Raw genomic sequence first — 17,662 nt, 5'->3', positions numbered from 1 at the left:
CAGAAGAGCTTTTTATTATGGTTCTACGATAAATAGAGTTGATGAACTGTTAAATCTGAGCGCCTAGCCTATGGTAAACGGGTTAGACGTTTTTTGGCTTCTATATACAAGTTTTAAAGATGAATTTCACTTCTGTAACTTATGATACCTAGTTTATTTTGACGCCGTCGTACTTGAACATCTTCCCGGGTACGACGGCGAACTCGTGTCGTACTTGAGCGCTTGAACTTAATAAGAAATGTAATCTATCTCAAAATTTTTAAATCATTGGTATATGATCTTTATATCTCATATACGCATCAGATTTATTTACAGCATCTTCAAAATCAAAATACTTAAAAGTATAGGTGGTGCGTGTTCCTTTATTATTCGTATAGCAATGTTTTAATAATGCTCTGGAAACAGCTTTAAAGTGTAAATCATAATCGATAAACTCCAATAGTGAATTTCTTGTCATCGGCTGATTATAAAATAAAAATTTATAATCATTCATAGCGCGTAGCAGGTGAGTTTCATTGCATTCTGTGCTGCCGCATTTGTTACAGGTCAAATGAAATCTTTTTTTACTGAGATTAAAGCTTCCGCAACGGCCGCAATACAAGCCGAATTTCAGACGGGTTTTATCGACTGCAGGTTTAAAGTAAGGATTTTCAACTATACTGCTGCTGATCAGCCATGAAATATATTGCGCTTTATTCCCAGCCACAATTCCCGATTGATTAAACTGGCGGAAATAGTCGCGCAGACCGGAACGCAGTATAATTTTATTCCAATTCGATTGGTCATCAGAATGAAAAGTGAAATTGTCATTGGGAAAAATGAGCTTCCCGGACACCTTAAAATCACTCCGAGATGTATTCCTAAGTTCCATTAATTTTCCGACTGAACGGTTCAGCTGACTGAAAGCGTCATTCGGTATCGCGAAATTACCTCTATACCAGCTGCCGTCACGAAACGTGACACTGCCGGAAAAATTCTTGATTTCATTCGAAATAATACCAATATCACTAATTATCAAAGTGTCGTACTGTGTAACTGAGCCATCAATGCTGAGAAAAAGATCCCGATAAATCAATACGTTGCCATGACCGATACTGTCAAAAATCTGATCGTACAGCATTTCGCCTTCGTAACCTTTCTTCACATTCTCGAACTTTGCTGACTCTTTTTTCATCAGCGAAGTCCTAGCAGACAGTGCTTCGTAATAAATTAACTCATGCGGTTTTGTTCTTTCATTGATAAACAATATAAGACCCCTTTTTAAAATAAAAACCCTTCTACCCTATATATAGGTGAAAAGTACGGTTTCCTTTTAAAAAAGTTACTTAAAAACAAAAATAGCAAAACTGGTTTACTTTTTACACAAGTTTCATTATTAATGGAATTATATGTATGCAGATGTAAAATATATTTCTATGAAAAGTATTCTCTTAATTTTACATTTAAGAGATAATAAAAGGTTAAATATATTTGTTTCAATCTCCGCTCAAAAAAACAAGCACCCGGATTTTATCCGGGTGCTTGTTTAGAAGTTACAAATTATTCAAATGAATCAATTTATAATTATAGTTTAGCAACGTTTGCAGCTTGTGGACCGCGGTCGCCTTCAACTACTTCAAATTCAACTGCTTGACCTTCTTCAAGAGACTTGTAGCCTTCTTGGTTGATTGCTGAGAAGTGTACGAATACGTCGTTTTCTCCTTCAATTTCGATGAAGCCAAATCCTTTTTCTGCGTTAAACCATTTCACTGTACCTTGTTTCATTAATAAAATCCTCCAAAAGACGTAAATTATCAATAAGAAGAACTTACTGATGATTCATATTATACAACATACTTCATTATATTGCAAATGTGTTTCTAACAATTGTGTGACGTTTTCACTAATTATTATAAAATTCATTATTTTTTGTCATTATCGGCGTGTAGAATATTTGCACGTCTTCATCACACTCTTCGCAAAATTCGATTTCACATGCGTTAAAAAATGCGTATAAATCATATTTACCCTGAATATAGCTGCTGTAATCATTTTTCATCTGTTCAATAATTGCCTTGTAGCCTGTCAGCATCTGAGCGGTATCGTTAAACTGCTGCCTGTTAATAATGTCGTCCTGCCAACCGTCGAAGAGCCACCAGCCCTCATAATCCGCTTTAACGATCACGACTTCATACATGTTTAAAACTCCATTCCCTGGCCGATATTATTCATTATTATAAACGCGTATAATTAGCATTATCAAGCATAACGCTTTATAATTGTAATAAATAGGCACATCTATACTAAGGGGTTTTGAACAATGAAGAGTAATTATTCACATTTCATTGCTTCTGTGATTGCTGTACCGGCCGGCCTCCTCGCTTGGGTCCTGTCGTCTAATATATTCGATATTCATATGTTTTTAGACGTCGTAGTCGGCATCGGCGGTTTTGGTGCATCATACCTGCCCGCCCAGCGTATTTCACATCATAAGCATTTAGAGAAATTGAAACTCACAAACAGTGAGTACAAATATATAAAAGAACAGCTCGCTCAGGCGAAAGAGCATACGAATCGTTTGCGTTCCAGCTATATGAATATCAGATCGATAAAAGACGCGAAGATGATATTCGATATTAACCGGATCGTTAAAACGATTATTTCATCTGTAGAGGAAGACCCTAGGCAGTTTTACAGCGTACAGCAGTTTTTCCATTCCAATCTGGAAACTGCGGTCAATACGATTGAAAAGTACCTTTATCTGTATAAGATGCCGGGGAAATCAAAAGATGAACGTATTCAGCTGCACGAGACGCGTTTATCAATGTTAGAATTGAAACGTACGCTGCAGTCGAACCTCTCGCACATGAATCAGCGGAGCTACCAGGATTTAAATGTCGAACGTGATTTAATTAAGATGAACTCCGCCCGCGCCAAAAAACGCCAGGCGGCACTTGATAATAAGCTCGGCAAAGAAAAAGTGAATTTGAAGCAAAAACGACAAGCTGAAAAAGAAACAGAAAAAGTACACCGGGGTGAAGGAAATGGCTGAAGAAAGAAATCTTAAGGACGAACTTTTAATGGATCCATTTAAAGAAGCTGATGACAGTAACGACAGTTTAATACTGCAGCCGGAAGAAGCTGCGGCAGCAAAACCGAAAGACAGCGAAGTGCTGACGACCTTTAAAGATCAATTCAGTGAATCAGATCTTAAATCTATCCATGAAATTAAAGATAAAATTGAACCGCTGAATAACGATGCACTGATTACTTACGGAGCCAATGCACAGCAGGCAATGTCTAAGTTCTCTCATCAGATGCTGAGCGAAGTGCAGTCGAAAGATGTTGGCCCTATCGGTGAAACTCTTGAAGAACTGATGAAAAAATTAAAAGAGATTGATCCGGAAGAACTGACGAATGAGAAAAGTAATATTTTCAAGCGTATGTTCGGGCGTGTAAAACGTTCCGTAAATGAAATGATCTCGAAACATCAGAGTATTGCGTCACAGGTCGACCGTATTTCAATTCAGCTTGAGCATGCGAAGGAAGTACTGATTAAAGACGTGAATATGCTTGATGGGCTGTACAATCAGAATAAGGACTATTTTGATGCGATTAATATATATATCGCAGCAGCAGAGCTTAAAAAAGAAGAGCTGGAGCAGGAAACACTGCCGCGCTTAAAAGCAGAAGCAGATGCTTCCGGCAATCAGATGGATGTACAGGATGTAAACGATATGATGCAGTATATCAACCGTTTAGAGAAGCGCGTACACGATTTAAAACTGTCTAGACAGATCACACTGCAGTCGGCACCGCAAATCCGGATGATTCAAAATATCAACCAGACACTCGCTGAAAAAATCCAGAGCTCGATTCTCACGAGTATTCCGTTATGGAAAAACCAGATGGCTATTGCCCTTACCCTGCTCCGTCAGGAATCGGCATCGAAAGCTCAGCGTGAAGTAACAAATACGACGAATGACCTGCTCACTAAAAACAGTGAGATGCTGAAACAGAACTCATTGAGAACTGCAGCTGAAAATGAACGCGGCATCGTCGATATTGAAACGCTGAAAACCACTCAGGAAAATCTGGTTACAACCATTGAAGAAACACTCAGAATCCAGTCTGAAGGTACCGAGAAACGTAAATCTGCAGAGGCTGAACTGGTAACGATGGAAAAAGAACTGAAAGAACGTCTCCTTCAGATTAAAGATAAACACAGATACTAATGATATAGACAAAAAATCACTTCTCCCATACGGAGAAGTGATTTTTTATTCTTATGAGTATTCCACTTTGGGTTTCTTCATGCCGATTAAATAGCCTAGAATGTAGCCGACAATCATAAATGGTATCCACTCAAAACTGCTTGAGAACAGCGGCAGTGACTCGATCCAGCTCATTTCAAACCAGCCGTTTCTGTGTACTACTGCGATCACAGATAATATAGACACTAAGAATACCGGAATTTGCAGACTGAGTCTCGGTGACGGTATGAAATAAGTCAGTATTAAGAGTAAGACAGTAGTCATTGCGACCGGATAAATAATAGACAATATCGGTACACTTGTAGCAATAACCTGATTCAGACCCTGGTTAGCCAGACCGAATGAGATGAGTACAAACAGGACAACCCATACTTTATAAGGCACTTTCGGTAAAATACTGTTAAAGTATTCCGAAACAGATACGATAAGTCCTGTTCCTGTAGTGATACAGGCAAATAATACGATTAAACCGAGTAGTATCGGTCCAAAGATACCGAACACTTCATCACTCATAAAGGTCAGCAGGAAGGTTCCAAGGTTTTGGTCATCGACTGCGGCACCGCCAAGATCGACTCTGTTTGCAAGCCATCCGAGTGAAATATAAATGGCAGCTAAAAGTACGGCAGCAAGCAGTGCTGATTTAATCGTTCCGATAAGTAAATCTTTACGGTTGGTTACACCAAGCTGACGGATTGAGTTAAGAACAAGGACGCTGAACGCAATCGCTGCGATGGCATCCATAGTTAAGTAACCCTCAGTAAAGCCGGTTGTAAATGCTGAAGAACCTTCAAATGTTTCAACAGCCGGGTTAATTGGATTATTGAAATATGTATATCCTGCAACGGCAATTAACAGTACGATTCCAATTAATAGCAGCGGCGTTAATACTTGCCCGATACTGTTAACCAGTGTGCCGGGTTTAAGACTTAATAATAAGACTACGATAAAGTAAACTAAAGAGAAAATTAACAGCCACATGCCTGTGTTTTCACTTAAGAACGGCACTATTGACATTTCATAAGCAGTTGTTGCTGTTCTCGGTATTGCAAAGAACGGCCCGATTGTTAAATAGATTGCAACCAGGAAAATGACTGCGAATGCAGGATGGATATTTTTAAGTGATTCTTTATATCCGTCTTTTGAAATTGAACCTACGATAACTCCGATTAAAGGAAGTCCTACTCCTGTCAGGACAAATGCAATTATTGCTGTCCAGAAGTATTCCCCGCTTGAAAATCCGAGTGCAGGCGGGAAAATTAAGTTACCAGCTCCAAAGAACATGGCAAATAAAGTAAACCCTACCATAATGACTTGTTTTGTACTCATGGGCATCGCCTCTTCTATAATAATTAATATGCAATAATTCTACCTTACTCTAGCAAAAAAATCCATAAGTATTTGAAATTATCTGACTTTTAAACTATGAAAAATACGTTTTGTAGTAGCCGCCTACTTTTCCTGAATTATCTTTGACGAAAATGTACTCTTCAGTTTCATTGACTACTGTATATTCTTTGCCTACTGTAAGCATATCGGATACTTTATATTTTTCAGCATCCACATGTTTTACGGTCACAGTTCTGATATTATTATTTTCCCATTCATTTTGAAGCATAATTATTCCTCCTAAGTAAAAAAGAAAAGGTATCGCGAGGATACCTTCTCTTATTAAATTGTTTTATTTTAACCTTCTAATAATAAATCTTCAGGGTTTTCAATTAATTCTTTAATCGTTTTCAGGAATCCGACTGACTCAGCACCGTCGATAATTCTGTGATCATAGCTTAGTGCAATATACATCATCGGACGGATTTCAATATCGTCGCCTACTGCCACCGGACGTTTTTGAATTGTGTGCATGCCTAGAATTGCTGCCTGTGTACCGTTGATAATCGGCGTAGACATGAGTGAGCCGAAAACTCCGCCGTTAGTAATTGTAAATGATCCGCCCGCCATATCGTCAAGAGATAACTTTTTATCTTTTGCTTTTTTAGCAAGTTCAGCAATATCATTTTCAATTTCAGCAAATGTTTTACGGTCCGTGTCGCGGACAACCGGTACAACTAAACCTTCATCGGTAGATACTGCAATCGATACGTCGAAGAACTCTTTGTAGATAAAGTCCGTGCCGTCGATTTCAGCGTTTACTGCCGGGTATTTACGGAGTGCAGCTGTAGCAGCTTTGGTAAAGAATGACATAAAGCCGAGTCTAGTACCGTCGTTACGCTCCTGGAAGCTTTCTTTCTTACGTTTTCTAAGTTCCATAACGTTCGTCATATCAATCTCATTAAACGTTGTCAGCATAGCAGTGTTTTGCGACACATCGAGAAGACGTTTGGCAATAGTTTGTCTGCGTCGTGACATTTTTTCGCGTCTGACCGGTTTTTCAGGTGCCGCATCAGCTTTAGGTGCTGCTTTCTTCTCTTCCTGTTTGCTTTCAGATTTAGGCGCAGGTGCATTGCCGTGGTTTTCAACGTCCTGGCTGCGTACTAGACCGCGGGGATCGGTCGGATTGATATCCGAGATTTTAATCCCTTTTTCGCGGGCAAGTTTTCTTGCTGAAGGTGTTGCAACGACAAGTTCGTCGTTCTCGTCTTCTTCAGCCGGCTCAGCAGCAGGTACGCTGTCCTTAGTTTCTTTAGACTGCTCTTCTTTTGCTTCTTCTTTCTTATCAGCAGCAGGTCCTGAGCCTTCACCGATAACAGCGATGACTTGTCCAACTTCAACAGTGTCGCCTTCTTCGGCTTTAAGTTCTGAAATCACGCCTGCTTCTTCGCTGACGATTTCAACGTTTACTTTATCAGTTTCAAGTTCGAGTACGTTCTCTCCCTTTTCCACTGTGTCCCCAACTTGCTTAAACCATGTAGATATTGTTCCTTCTGTGATTGATTCTGCTAATTCAGGCACGATAATTTCAGCCATTTTATAATTTACCCCCTATTATTTTAAAGCTTTTTCTATTATATTCTGCTGTACAAGTTTGTAAGAACCGCCGTTGCCTTCAGAAGTTGAAGCGCTCGGTTTTCTGCCGATATAGTTCAGTTCTGCTTTCTTAGGAACGATATCGAGCAGGTAAGGCAGTGCGAAATGATATGAACCCTGGTTTTGCGGCTCTTCCTGAACGAAGCGTACTTCTTTCAGGTTTGTAATATCATCTAATACTTCTTTAATTGCTTCAGCCGGGAACGGGTACAGCTGTTCCAGTCTGATAATCATTACTTCGTCGTTTGGTGTTTCAGCTTTAGCTTGTGCTTCAAGCAGGTCAACAGCGACTTTTCCGCTGGCAATGACTGCTGTTTTCACTTTTGATTTCTTGTATTCAGGTACGATTACTTCGTGGAAACGGCCCTGAACAAATTCGCTGACCGGCTGGCTCGCTGTCGTGTTGCGCAGCAGGCTTTTCGGTGACATAACGACTAAAGGACGCATTTTTTCAGTATTTAAATACTTAGCCTGACGTCTTAAGAGGTGGAAGTAGTTGGCACTGCTCGATAAGTTTACAACTGTCATGTTGTTTTCAGCACAAAGCTGTAAATATCTTTCCAGACGTGCAGATGAGTGCTCCGGTCCCTGACCTTCCTGTGCATGCGGCAGAAGCAGCGTTAAAGCAGTTCTTTCGCCCCATTTGGAATGTGCAGATGATACGAACACATCAAAAATCGGCTGAGCCATGTTGGCAAAGTCTCCGTACTGTGCTTCCCAGATTGTCAGCGCGCTGTTGTTTTCAACGTTATAGCCGTACTCGTAAGCAACGACTGCCATTTCAGTTAACGGCGAGTTGTACAGCTCAAAAGACGCCTCCGCATCGCTGATGTTATGGAGCGGTGTATGTTTCTTACCTGTTTCAGGATCGTGCAGCACTGCGTGACGGTGTGCGAATGTTCCTCGCTCTGCATCTTCACCTGTGAAACGAATCGGCGTGCCGTCCTGGTTAATCGTTGCAAAAGCAAGAGCTTCCGCATGTGCCCAGTCGACAAGAGCTGTGTCATCTTCAAATGGTTTTTTACGTCTTGATAATACGTTATTCAGTTTTTTAAGCGGCGCGAATCCTTCAGGATATTCGAGCAGTTCATCGTTTATCTTTTGAAGACGGTCGCGTGTAATATCTTCTTCTGTTTCATTCGCCTGGCCTTCCATAATTTCTTTTGGCGTCTGAATATCTTCAGTGACAACAGTATCATTTTTGTCAATCTTATCATGTTCGGCTCTTAATTCATCCTGAATCGCCTGCATAATACTGTCTTTGTCTTCTTGTGTAATAACACCTTCTTCGACAAGCTTATCACCGTAAAGGTTATCGATTGAAGGATATTCATGAACTTCGTTGTAAAGATTCGGGTTCGTCGTCATCGGCTCATCCATTTCATTGTGGCCGTAACGGCGGTAGCCGATAAGATCAATGACTAAATCTTTTTTGAATTTCTGGCGGTACTGAATCGCAATATCGATGACGCGGAGGACATATTCCGGACGGTCCGCGTTGACGTGGAAGACCGGCATATCGAAGCCTTTGGCAATATCAGATGCGTACAGTGTTGAACGTGCATCCCACTCTTCTGTCGTAAAGCCGATGCGGTTATTAGTAATAATATGCATGGCACCGCCGACTGAGTAGCCGTTAAGATTCGATAAGTTCATCGATTCCGGGTTTACACCCTGTCCCGGGAAGGCAGCGTCACCATGAATAATTACACCAAGTGAATTATCCACGTCGTGAACCGCTTTGCCCGCCTGATCAGTTTGTTCCTGCTGGGCGCGCGTGCGTCCCTGAACAACAGGTCCGACAATTTCAAGGTGTGACGGGTTATTGGCAAGCGTCACTGTCTGTTCGATACCTTTGTCTGTTCTCGTCTTAACGCCGCCGAGGTGATACTTCACATCGCCCATCCAGCCGTTGGTAAGCACGAGCGAACCGTCTTCCGGGAGGAATTTCATCGGGTCTGTCGACATAAACTCACTCAGCATCATAGCGTACGGTTTCTGCAGCGTATGTGTCAGCACGTTTAGGCGTCCGCGGTGAGCCATACCAATCTGCAGATGCGGAATGTTTTCCTCTGCCATACGCTGGAGCAGGTGATCGAGCATCGGTACGAGCGAGTCCACCCCTTCGATTGAAAATCGTTTGGCACCGACAAAGTTTTTATGAAGATACTTTTCAAAGCCTTCAGTTTTAACTAGTTCCTTGAAAAGATAAACTTTCTTATCGCTGGAAAGTTCAACTTCTCCGAGTCCTTCAATGGTGTTCTGCAGCCAGTTTCTTTCTTCAGTGTTGTTAATATGAGTATATTCATATGATAACGGTGAAGTGTAGATTTTTTCCAGGTAACGTGCTGCTTCAAGCGCGTTGTCGAATTTATCGGCAATCGCTTCAGAAACGATACCTGCCGGCAGGTTTTCAAGATCAGCATCTGAAAAACCATAGGCGTTAAAATCAAAGTCAGGTGCGTTGTCAATTTCCGGTGAATATACCGGATAGACATCCGCTTTTAAATGACCATACTGCCTGATGTCATTTAGCCACTGCAAGATACCTTTGATTTTATCCTGTCCGGCCGGAGTAAGAGCCTTATCTGAATGACGAGTATTGCTTCCTTCATTCGAAGAAATGCTGTCGAATAATAACTGCATTTCCTCCGAGACTGAATCCGGGTCTTCTTTGTACATGTCAAAATACTCAAGAATCATGCCTAGATTTGTTCCAAATCTTACAGGAGCATTCTCAACTTCATTTTGTTGCATTGTACTGCCACCTCTTTATATTTTTTAAATACTCTTTACGTATAAAATTTTACCATTTAACACTGCTTCTTGAAAGCGCAATTACAGATTGTCACTAATGTTTTATAAATTAGTTTTTCAATTTTGGAAATTTGATGTGAACTGTCGTCGATTTTCCTTCTTCGCTTGATATCCATACGTTTCCGCGGTATAATTCGACGATTTTTTTAGCAATCGATAAACCGAGTCCGTTTCCGCCCTGATCGCGGCTTCTTGATTTGTCCACCCGGTAGAATCTGTTGAATACCTGATCGATTTCCTCTGCCGGGATACCGATTCCGGAATCCGTAATCGCAATTTCGATGCTGCCGTCTTTAAGACGTTCCGACGAGACAGTAATATGCTTGTGCTCCGTATCGAATTTAATCGCGTTATCGAGGAAAATAATCAGCATCTGTTCAAAATGATAATTATTAATCGGATACATCAGCTTGCTTTTATCCAGTTTCGCTTCAAACGTATAATCCGGATGAACTTTATCGAGACTTTCAATACGGCTCATTATTTCATCGTTTAAATTAATGCTTTCAGTCTGGAGGTAATCCGCCCCTTCGTTTTTAGTGAGCAGGAGGAGTTCCTCGACGAGCTTGTTGATGCGTTTCAGCTCTTCGATTGAAATGCCGAGAGACTCATCTAGCACTTCAGGACTGTTTCTGCCCCACCGGTTAATCAGCTGCAAATGCCCCTGAATAATCTGCAGCGGCGTTCTGAGTTCGTGGGACGCATCTTCAACGAACTGTTTTTGCTGATTATAGGACTCCTCGAGCGCTTCCATCATATTATTAAACGATTCAATCATATAATCGGTTTCAATAATATTCGTTTTTAAATCGAGCCGTTCGGCGAAGCCCTGATTCTCAATTTTCTTCAGCTGGCCGGTGAATCTGCCAATTGGCTTGACCATCTGAATCGAGAAGAAATAACTGATAATCGACGTGAATGTAATCGATAAAAAACCGATAATCGTTGCGATGAACAGCATCATACGGATAATCGTATTATACTCGTTCAGCGGATGGATAACGGAGATGTAACCGTGCCAGTAATCCGACTGCAGCATGCGTGTGCCGACGAGATAATCATCGCCGTCGACACTCGTCGTTTCAATGACAGGATTCAGGTTCGCTTCAAAATCTGTCTCAACATTCAGCTGAGTGCGGATCGGCCAGCGGTAAACCTCTTCGCCGCTGAGCGTGTAGAGACCCATCTGCTGATTATCGTACAGACTCGTATAAATATCACGTTCAGTAATCGAGTTGAACGGCTGGTTCTCATACAGCGAGCTGACATCGGTCAGACTCCTCGACACTGCGCGGTATTCCTGGTCTTTTAAATAGACGCTCGTCGCGTAAATCAGGAGCGAACTGAACAGTATATAAGTAATTGTAATAATTAAAATGGACAGTTTCAGCCACTGCGTTCTGAGAGATGTCACGCGGTTCATTGTCTAATCACATACCCGACTCCGCGGACGGTTTCAATCAGTTTATCTTTGCCGAATGGTTTTAATTTGTTGCGGAGATACCTGATGTACACATCGACAACATTCGTCTCCACTTCGCTGTCGTAGCCCCAGATAATATCGAGAATCTGTTCGCGTTTCATAACGATACTCATATTTTTAACGAGCAGATGGAGCAGTTCGTGCTCCGTTTTTGTAAGCTCAATCGGCGTGCCGTCAATCGAGACGGTATAGGCCGACGTGTCGATAGAAATGCCGTGCAGCTCGAGTGTCGAGTGACTCGTCTCTGCCGTCTTGTTGCGGCGCATAATCACCCGGAGGCGCGCGAGCAGCTCCTCAATCTCAAACGGCTTTACGATATAATCATCTGCCCCGTAATCAAGGCCGACGACTTTATCGTATGTATCTCCTTTCGCCGTAATAATAATAATCGGCGTATCCTTTGTTTTGCGCAGCCGCCTGCACACTTCGAGACCATTCAGTTTCGGCAGCATTAAATCCAGCAGAATGACATCGTAATCATTCTCACTCGCCATATTAAAACCTTCCTGACCATCCGCTGCCAGCGTTACACTGTAACCTTCGTGGCCTAATTCCAACTCTATGAAACGGGCTAAATTCGTTTCGTCTTCAACAACTAATACTTCCGGCATAAGCCTCACCTACTTTGTCTACATATTATCATGAAATTATACCGGATTAAAAATTAAAGGTGCGAGATGCGGGGGTTTGCGGATGATTTGCTGGTTTTACTGGTTATGATGGGGATTTTGCGAGGTAAGGAGTTGATTGGGGGGACTGGATGTGAGGTGGATGCCCATGTGGAATTGACATGGTAATTTAAAGAGGTTTGGATGCCCATGTGGAATTGACATGGTAGTTTAAAGAGGTTTGGATGCCCATGTGAGATGAACATGGTAATTTAAAGAGGTTTGGATGCCCGTGTGAGATTGACATGGTAATTTAAAGGGGTTTGGATGCCCATGTTGAATTGACATGGTAATTTAAAGGGATTTGGATGCCCATGTGAGATTGACATGGTAATTTAAGGAGGTTTGGATGCCCATGTTGAATTGACATGGTAATTTAAAGGGGTTTGGATGCCCATGTGAGATGAACATAGTAAATTAATATAAAAAAGCGATAAAGTTGCTACATGTACTTTATCAAATCGACAACGTCTATCCGCCGGCGTCACCCACCCAAATATAAAACAACACAAAAAACCGGACACCCTTTCTCCAAGGTCCCCGGTTCAAATTAAATAAATATGGTTAGCTTACAATTGTATTTGGTGTGTCCATCATATAGCTTTGCTGTTTAATGAGTAGATTCGTTTTCACTTCGGGCCATTCATCATCGATAATTGAATAGATTATTAAATTGCGCGGAACGCCGTAGAGCGAGCGTTCTTTACGTATCACGCCTTCTTTGGTGAAGCCGATCCGTTCAATTGCTTTGTTGCTGCGCTCGTTTCTTTCGTCGGCGCGTACCTGTACGCGCATGAGCTTTAACACTTCAAAGCAGTATTCAAGCAGTAAGAATTTGCTGTCTGAGTTAATGAAAGTACGCTGGGCTTTGGTGCCGAACCAAGAGGCGCCTATTTCGCAGCTCTGACGTTCATAGTCGATATGCTGAATGCGCGTGGCACCGACGACTTCGCCTGTTGCTTTTAAGACGACAACAAACGGTATCGATTTCAACTGGTTGCGGAGCTCAATGGCACTTTGAATCCATTCGCTCATTGCTTCTTCAGTTGTGGCTTGAAAAAGCATATAGGTCCAAATACTGTCGTGATTAATAGACTGAAGTTCTGCGGCGTGGCTCAACTGCATGGGCACGAGTCGAATTCTGTCGTTTTCAAGCGTAATGTTTTCATATAAATTTATTGCCATATCATCACCTGCCATCTTAATAATACCCAAAGTAATTTCATTATAATTCCTCGGAAAATATTAAGCAATGATAATATTTCAAAATAAATTCACTTAAATTAAAACCGGCTTTTTGAACTTCTTGTGAAGCAGTGCACTCGTTCCAACCACTACTGCGAGACCGATTACAACGCCTGCGAGAACGTCTGTCGGATAGTGGACGCCGAGGTAGACGCGGGATGATGAAATCATCAGGATAAAGGTCGCGCACACCGTCATTAAGAGCGCCTTGTTGTTTAAATCTGTATGCTTAATAATCGCCCCGAGCGAGCCGAAGAATATCGTTGAACCCATTGCGTGTCCGCTCGGGAAACTGAAGCCGGAAATTTCGATCAGGCGGAGCATCGACGGACGTTCCCTGTCGAATGAATTTTTTAGGACGGGAATTAAAATACTCGATGCAATCATCGAAATTAAAATGAACAGCGTGTGCACCTTCAGTTTATACAGCATCAGAATTGATATCAGGATAAGCGACATTACAATCATGGACAGCACTTCGCCGAGCTGGGTAAAGCCGAGCATGAGCGCTGTCGTTATAAAACTTTCAGATGCGTAAATAAATTCATAGACTTCACGGTCAATCCAGCGGCCTAGCCTTGATTCATGAAAGATGGCAATCACGCCGAATATTAAAGTGAAGACTAAAAATAAGGACATTTTCTTGCTCCGGCTCACACTGATGCCTCCCCGATTAGTTTATCTGCAAGTTCGGCAGGATTAAAGCCGTGTTTGAACTGTGTCATCTTAGACGTAATATCACTGTAGTTCTCTTCGATAAACTCCAGTTTCTCCTGTAAGTTTTCAAGATTTAAGTCTTCTTCCTTCAGAACTTCCGCATAACCCTCTTTTTTAAAGTGTTTTGCATTTTGAATCTGATCACCGCGGCTCTGGTCGAGACCAAGCGGAATTAAAATCATCGGTTTTTTCGCGAGGAGCAGTTCAAATATTGCATTCGAGCCGCTGCGTGAAAGCACGATATCACTGATGGCTAACAGATCAGCCAGTTCATCACCGGCAAATTCGAACTGTTTGTAGCCCGCCTTCTGGATTTTCTGCTTCATATTGCCTTTCCCTGTTAAATGGATAAGCTGATACTTTTCCGTGAGAACATCAATATGCTCATGGACGAAATCATTGATTTTTTTCGCACCGAGCGAACCGCCCATCACGATGACTACAGGTTTATCAGAATTAAAGCCGGTTAAAGCATAGCCTTCATCCTTGTTTCCTTCCATCAGATCAGGCCGGATGACCGGGCCGAGGTATTCGGCCTTTGCATCAGTAAACTGTTCTGCTGTCGCTTCGAAGGTGCAGAATACTTTTGTTGCAAACTTGCTCGCAATTCTGTTGGCAAGTCCCGGTGTTAAATCCGATTCGTGGATATAAACCGGCACGTCTTTTGCAGCTGCTGCCAGGACGACCGGGACCGACACGAAACCGCCTTTTGAAAAAACAAACAGCGGCTGTTCACGTTTTAAAATTTTCTTAGCATCCGTGACACCTTTCAGCACTTTGAAAATATCTTTTAAATTTTCAAATGATAAATACCGGCGCAGCTTGCCGCTCGAAATTTCATGGTAAGGAATATCGAGCTCCGAAATGATATCTTTCTCTATGCCTTTTTTCGAACCGATATAATGCGGTTCAATATTTTGCTTTTGAAATTCAGGGATTAGAAGTTTGTTCAGCATCACATGGCCGACTGTACCGCCGCCTGTCAGCATTACTTTTTTATTTTCTGAAACCATAAGCGCCCTCCATAATACTTAGTGACTTTACTTTAAACTATTTACAAAATGTCTACAACAAAAAATTCCGTACAAGCGTGAACTGTACGGAATTTGATGTCTTATTCTTCTTCATCATTTAAATTCTGTTCATCTTCAATGACCGGCGGGATATGCGGTGCATTATCGCGCGCCTCCTGTTCAATTTCCTTAATTGACATGTCACCGTTAATATAATCGATTAAATAATTCAGCTGAGCATCGTTGTCGTTAATCTGGTCGCGAATATCCGACAGAATACCCGTTGTTGTTTCTCCGGTCACAATACCGTCAGCTTCGAGATTTTCATCGCTCTGATATGCCATTACGGCTTCGGTCAGCTCGGCATCAAATGTATCATTGAAATTGGTAATGTCGTAGCCGAGCTCATCGAGTGCGACTTTAATAGACAGCACTTTTTCATTGGTCTGGCCTTCTGCGAAGACTTCATCTTCGGTCAAGAGCTCGATACGGTAGTAATCCGGATTGATCAGTTCGATATCCGGTGTAATACCTTTATCCTGCACCCAGGTCTTGTCCGGCGTCAGCCATTTGGTATTCGTATATTTCAGCATCGAGTTGTCTTTAAACTCGCTCGTGCGCTGGACGACACCTTTACCGAAGGAAGTCGTTCCCGCAATTGTGACATCTGTTAAATCATCGAGTGCGCCTGTAAATACTTCAGAAGCACTTGCAGAGCCTTCGTTAATTAAAATGTACACTTCGTCAAATGATTCAGCATTCGGATTTTTCTCATTTTCTGTGAGTATTTCCTGCTGATTGCCCTGGTTATCTTCAAGGTACAGTGCAGCAGTATCCGGTTCAATGAACTGATTGATCAGTGTGACTGCTTCATTCAAAAGGCCGCCCGGATTGTAGCGGAAGTCGACAATCAGCTCGTCGACATCGTCCTCTGCCGCCTGGTCGATAAATCCGCTGAATTCATCGGTTGTGCCCTGCTGGAACCGGTTGACACTGATATGACCGACACCTTCGATTTCTTCATACGTCACGCTGTCGATATGAATCGTATCTCTCGTAATCGTAATATCCGACGGGCTGCCGCTGCCGCGCTGAATAGTAAGCACAACATCAGTGCCGCGTTCGCCGCGGATCAGCTGGACGGCTTCCGTCGTCGTCATGCCTTCGAGCGATTCGCCGTCAACAGCAAGAATCTGGTCGCCGGGTTCAATACCGGCCTCTTCTGCAGGAGAGCCCTTCATTGGACTTGAAATAATAATTTTACTGCCTTCCTGCATCACTTCGGCACCGATGCCTTCAAAGTCTCCGGTAATACTCTCTTCGAACTCATCAGTTTCGTCGATATTCATATATTCGCTGTACGGATCTTCCAGTCCTTCGACCATGCCGCGGATGGATGATTCGATTAAAGCGTCCGAATCGACATCTTCATAATAATTTTCAGTCAGCGTATCGTAGACGCTGTACAGTTTTGCAAACTCGGTTCTTGTATCCGTTCCGACGTTGACTGCACGCTCCTGATTATTTGATATGGCGACGGCTGTAATTACTACACTGGCAATTATCGTCGTTAAAATAATGACGATAAACCAGAATATATTCATTTGAACGGACCGCAGCTTATGCTGGACGTTCTTATCATTGTTTTCTTCGCTCAAGATATGCACCCAATTTCTACCTATGTATTACTCATATATTATCAGTTTACTTGATTAAAGAAAAGAAAAGAACAGTGAAATCACTGTTCTTCAAATTAATCTTCTATTTTCCGATAAATGGCACTGCTGCATCGAGTGCAACTTCAATCATATCATTGAAAGTTGTCTGTCTTTCTTCGGCACTTGTTATTTCGCCTGTAATCAGGTGGTCAGAAATTGTCAGAATAGCCAGCGCACGCGCTTTGTATTCCTGTGCGATAGTAAACAGAGCTGCAGATTCCATTTCAACAGCGAGAACACCGTAGTCAGCAAGCTGCTTAGTATCTGTTTTAGAATCGTAGAACGAGTCTGCTGTGTAGACGTTGCCGACTTTCACATCAAGACCGCGTTTTTGAGCTTCGTTATAGCTTGCTAAGAGCAGTTCGAAGTCTGATGTCGGTGCATAGCTTACGTTTTCAAATAATTTAACGTTCTGATAAGAGTCAGTTGTTGCACTTTGTGCGATAACAACGTCACGTACTTTAACTTCTTCTTTTAAGGCGCCTGCAGTACCGACGCGGATTAAGTTTTTAACGCCGTAGTCGCGCATCAGTTCATGAATGTAAATTGAAATTGACGGTACACCCATTCCTGTACCCTGAACTGAAATTCTCTTGCCTTTATAAGTACCTGTGTAGCCGAACATATTGCGGACTTCGTTGTAGCACACAACATCCTCTAAAAATGTCTCGGCGATGTACTTCGCACGGAGCGGATCTCCCGGCAGTAAAATAGTGTCGGCAATATCGCCCTGTTTCGCATTAATATGAATACTCATATTTTCATC

Annotated in this window: 16 protein-coding genes; 2 read left to right on the top strand and 14 right to left on the bottom strand. The window is 42.2% G+C overall.

Translation table 11 applies throughout. From position 1 onward, the window contains the following. Positions 1–259: 259 nt before the first annotated feature. The 3 genes from MHH58_RS06720 to MHH58_RS06710 all read right to left on the bottom strand — a co-directional run bounded on the left by MHH58_RS06720 (position 260) and on the right by MHH58_RS06710 (position 2,176). Positions 260–1,246: a nuclease-related domain-containing protein gene (locus MHH58_RS06720; RefSeq protein ID WP_341345402.1), complete on the bottom strand. Its 987-nt coding sequence runs from the start codon at positions 1,244–1,246 to the stop codon at positions 260–262. 317 nt (positions 1,247–1,563) lie between these two features. Beyond that, on the bottom strand, positions 1,564–1,764 hold the full coding sequence (gene cspA, locus MHH58_RS06715; RefSeq protein WP_026859816.1) for a cold shock protein CspA: 201 nt from the start codon (positions 1,762–1,764) through the stop codon (positions 1,564–1,566). Between the two features lie 118 nt (positions 1,765–1,882). Further along, complete coding sequence (locus tag MHH58_RS06710; RefSeq protein WP_341345401.1) at positions 1,883–2,176, bottom strand: DUF1033 family protein; 294 nt, start codon at positions 2,174–2,176, stop codon at positions 1,883–1,885. A 123-nt stretch (positions 2,177–2,299) separates the two neighbouring features. Here MHH58_RS06710 and MHH58_RS06705 point away from each other — a divergent pair, with 123 nt between their 5' ends. Beyond that, entirely contained in the window at positions 2,300–3,031 is a 732-nt protein-coding gene (locus MHH58_RS06705) for a 5-bromo-4-chloroindolyl phosphate hydrolysis family protein (protein ID WP_341345400.1), read from the top strand. Continuing rightward, positions 3,024–4,214 carry a toxic anion resistance protein gene (locus MHH58_RS06700; RefSeq protein ID WP_341345399.1) on the top strand — a complete coding sequence of 397 codons (1,191 nt, stop codon included), beginning with the start codon at positions 3,024–3,026 and terminating at the stop codon, positions 4,212–4,214. Before MHH58_RS06705 ends, MHH58_RS06700 begins: the two co-directional genes overlap by 8 nt. 51 nt (positions 4,215–4,265) lie before the next feature. On the opposite strand, the gene brnQ is transcribed toward MHH58_RS06700, so the two are convergent. From brnQ to deoD, 11 genes are all read right to left on the bottom strand, one after another. Further along, a complete protein-coding gene (brnQ, locus tag MHH58_RS06695) occupies positions 4,266–5,579 on the bottom strand; it encodes a branched-chain amino acid transport system II carrier protein (protein ID WP_135096901.1) in 1,314 nt (437 codons plus the stop codon). Positions 5,580–5,673: 94 nt separating this feature from the next. After that, complete coding sequence (locus tag MHH58_RS06690) at positions 5,674–5,868, bottom strand: DUF6501 family protein (RefSeq protein WP_115884258.1); 195 nt, start codon at positions 5,866–5,868, stop codon at positions 5,674–5,676. 68 nt (positions 5,869–5,936) lie between these two features. Next, positions 5,937–7,175 carry a 2-oxoglutarate dehydrogenase complex dihydrolipoyllysine-residue succinyltransferase gene (gene odhB / locus MHH58_RS06685; protein ID WP_341345398.1) on the bottom strand — a complete coding sequence of 413 codons (1,239 nt, stop codon included), beginning with the start codon at positions 7,173–7,175 and terminating at the stop codon, positions 5,937–5,939. 18 nt (positions 7,176–7,193) lie between these two features. Then, entirely contained in the window at positions 7,194–9,992 is a 2,799-nt protein-coding gene (locus MHH58_RS06680) for a 2-oxoglutarate dehydrogenase E1 component (RefSeq protein ID WP_341345397.1), read from the bottom strand. 109 nt (positions 9,993–10,101) lie between these two features. Next, positions 10,102–11,475, bottom strand: a complete 1,374-nt coding sequence (locus MHH58_RS06675; protein ID WP_341345396.1) for a HAMP domain-containing sensor histidine kinase — start codon at positions 11,473–11,475, stop codon at positions 10,102–10,104. Continuing rightward, positions 11,472–12,146, bottom strand: coding sequence for a response regulator transcription factor (locus MHH58_RS06670; protein WP_341345395.1), 675 nt, complete (start codon positions 12,144–12,146; stop codon positions 11,472–11,474). Before MHH58_RS06670 ends, MHH58_RS06675 begins: the two co-directional genes overlap by 4 nt. 621 nt (positions 12,147–12,767) lie before the next feature. Continuing rightward, positions 12,768–13,388, bottom strand: coding sequence for a GNAT family N-acetyltransferase (locus tag MHH58_RS06665; RefSeq protein ID WP_115884263.1), 621 nt, complete (start codon positions 13,386–13,388; stop codon positions 12,768–12,770). 93 nt (positions 13,389–13,481) lie between these two features. Next, the gene (locus MHH58_RS06660; RefSeq protein WP_135096891.1) at positions 13,482–14,105 is read right to left on the bottom strand and encodes a phosphatase PAP2 family protein; all 624 of its coding nucleotides are present in this window, start codon (positions 14,103–14,105) and stop codon (positions 13,482–13,484) included. Next, the gene (locus tag MHH58_RS06655) at positions 14,102–15,178 is read right to left on the bottom strand and encodes an undecaprenyldiphospho-muramoylpentapeptide beta-N-acetylglucosaminyltransferase (RefSeq protein WP_341345394.1); all 1,077 of its coding nucleotides are present in this window, start codon (positions 15,176–15,178) and stop codon (positions 14,102–14,104) included. The genes MHH58_RS06660 and MHH58_RS06655 overlap by 4 nt, the downstream gene beginning before the upstream one ends. 101 nt (positions 15,179–15,279) lie before the next feature. Next, positions 15,280–16,845, bottom strand: a complete 1,566-nt coding sequence (locus tag MHH58_RS06650; protein WP_318272265.1) for a S41 family peptidase — start codon at positions 16,843–16,845, stop codon at positions 15,280–15,282. A 94-nt stretch (positions 16,846–16,939) separates the two neighbouring features. Continuing rightward, positions 16,940–17,653 carry a purine-nucleoside phosphorylase gene (gene deoD / locus MHH58_RS06645; protein ID WP_341345393.1) on the bottom strand — a complete coding sequence of 238 codons (714 nt, stop codon included), beginning with the start codon at positions 17,651–17,653 and terminating at the stop codon, positions 16,940–16,942. Between the last annotated feature and the right edge of the window lie 9 nt (positions 17,654–17,662).

This window comes from Jeotgalicoccus sp. FSL K6-3177 (assembly GCF_038050175.1).
Lineage (GTDB): Bacteria > Bacillota > Bacilli > Staphylococcales > Salinicoccaceae > Jeotgalicoccus > Jeotgalicoccus nanhaiensis.
The sequence above is the reverse complement of the archived record's forward strand: the minus strand, read 5'-3'. Positions and strand labels throughout refer to the sequence as shown.